A 1,317-nucleotide genomic window follows, 5' to 3' on the forward strand; every position below is an offset into this window, starting at 1 on the left:
GGCGGAGACAGCGCCACGGGTGACCACCACGAGCCGTGAGGACTCGACCCGTCGCTCGGCGATCCACGTCTGTACCCATGCGAGCACCTGGTGTGCCGTCGTATGCGCGGTGCGCACGACAGCCGGGCGGTCCTCGTCGTCGGCAACCGCTTCCGGAATGCCCGAGACGAATACCAGGGTGGGCGCGGGCTCACCCAGGTCAACAGCTGTGCCGAGAGCGGCGATATCGGTGAAGACCCTGGTCTTGACACCGGCCTTGGCAAGAACGGAGCGCAGGTTCTGGTCGTTGTCACCGATGACCGACCACGCTTTGGTGGACGGTGGTTCCGGTAGGGTGATCGCCGTCCAGTCGACCTGGAACAACGAGTCCTGGTTCACCGGCCGGGCGGCGTTGATCTGCTCAGCCGAGACCTGGCGCCCGACCAGTGATTCGATCGAGAGAACGGGTGCGCCCGTCTCGTCGGCCGCCTGGATGGACAGTTTCTCCGGGCCGCTCAGCGCCAGCCGTACACGCAGGGCCGAGGCGCCCGACGCATGCAGGCGCACGCCCGTCCACGCGAACGGCAGATAGGTCCGGCCCTCCGGCGAGTTTCGCAACCCGTCGTAGGCGGTGATATGCACCGCGGCATCGAGCAACGCGGGATGCACGCCGAACAGCGCGGCGTCGGCACGTTGTCCGCCGGGTAGCGCGACCTCGACGAAAAACTCGTGCTCTCGCTGCCAGGCGGCGCGCAGGCCCTGGAACACCGGCCCGTATTCCAGGCCCACCGTGGTCAGAATGCTGTAGATGTCCTCGATATCCACTGCGGTGGCATCCACTGGGGGCCATTCGTCCAGGGTGAAGGGCGCGTCCTGGACGGTGGCGCTGGGAATACCGCTGGGAATACCGCTGGGAATACCGCTGGCGCTGAGAATACCGCTGGCGTGGCGGGTCCATTCCGAACCGGCCGGGGCGTCCGCCGGCCGTGAGTACACCGTGATCGAGCGCCGCCCCGCGTCCGGCGGTCCGACGGCCAGCTGTAGCTGGACCGCACCGCGTTCAGGCAGTATCAACGGCGACTGCGCTATCAGTTCGTCGAGGTTTTCGTAGCCGGCCTCGTCGCCGGCGCGGAGCGCGAGTTCCACGAACGCCGTACCGGGAACCAGCACCGAACCCATCACGGCATGGTCGGCCAGCCATGGGTGGGTCCGTAGCGACAGCCGTCCGGTGAACAGGAGTCCGTCGGCGTCGGCCAGTCCCACCGTGGCGCCCAGCAGCGGGTGCCCCGCGGGCCCGAGCCCCAGCGTGGCGGGGTTGCCGTTCGACGTTACCGGGTC

Annotated in this window: 1 protein-coding gene; it reads right to left on the bottom strand. The window is 68.3% G+C overall.

Features of this window, described 5'->3' with window-relative positions:
* Positions 1–1,317, bottom strand: a 1,317-nt coding sequence (locus tag MJ783_RS22680) for a polyketide synthase dehydratase domain-containing protein (protein WP_239313796.1), incomplete at both ends; no start/stop codon positions are given.

This window comes from Protofrankia sp. Cj3, from assembly GCF_917627355.1.
Classification (GTDB): Bacteria; Actinomycetota; Actinomycetes; order Frankiales; family Frankiaceae; genus Protofrankia.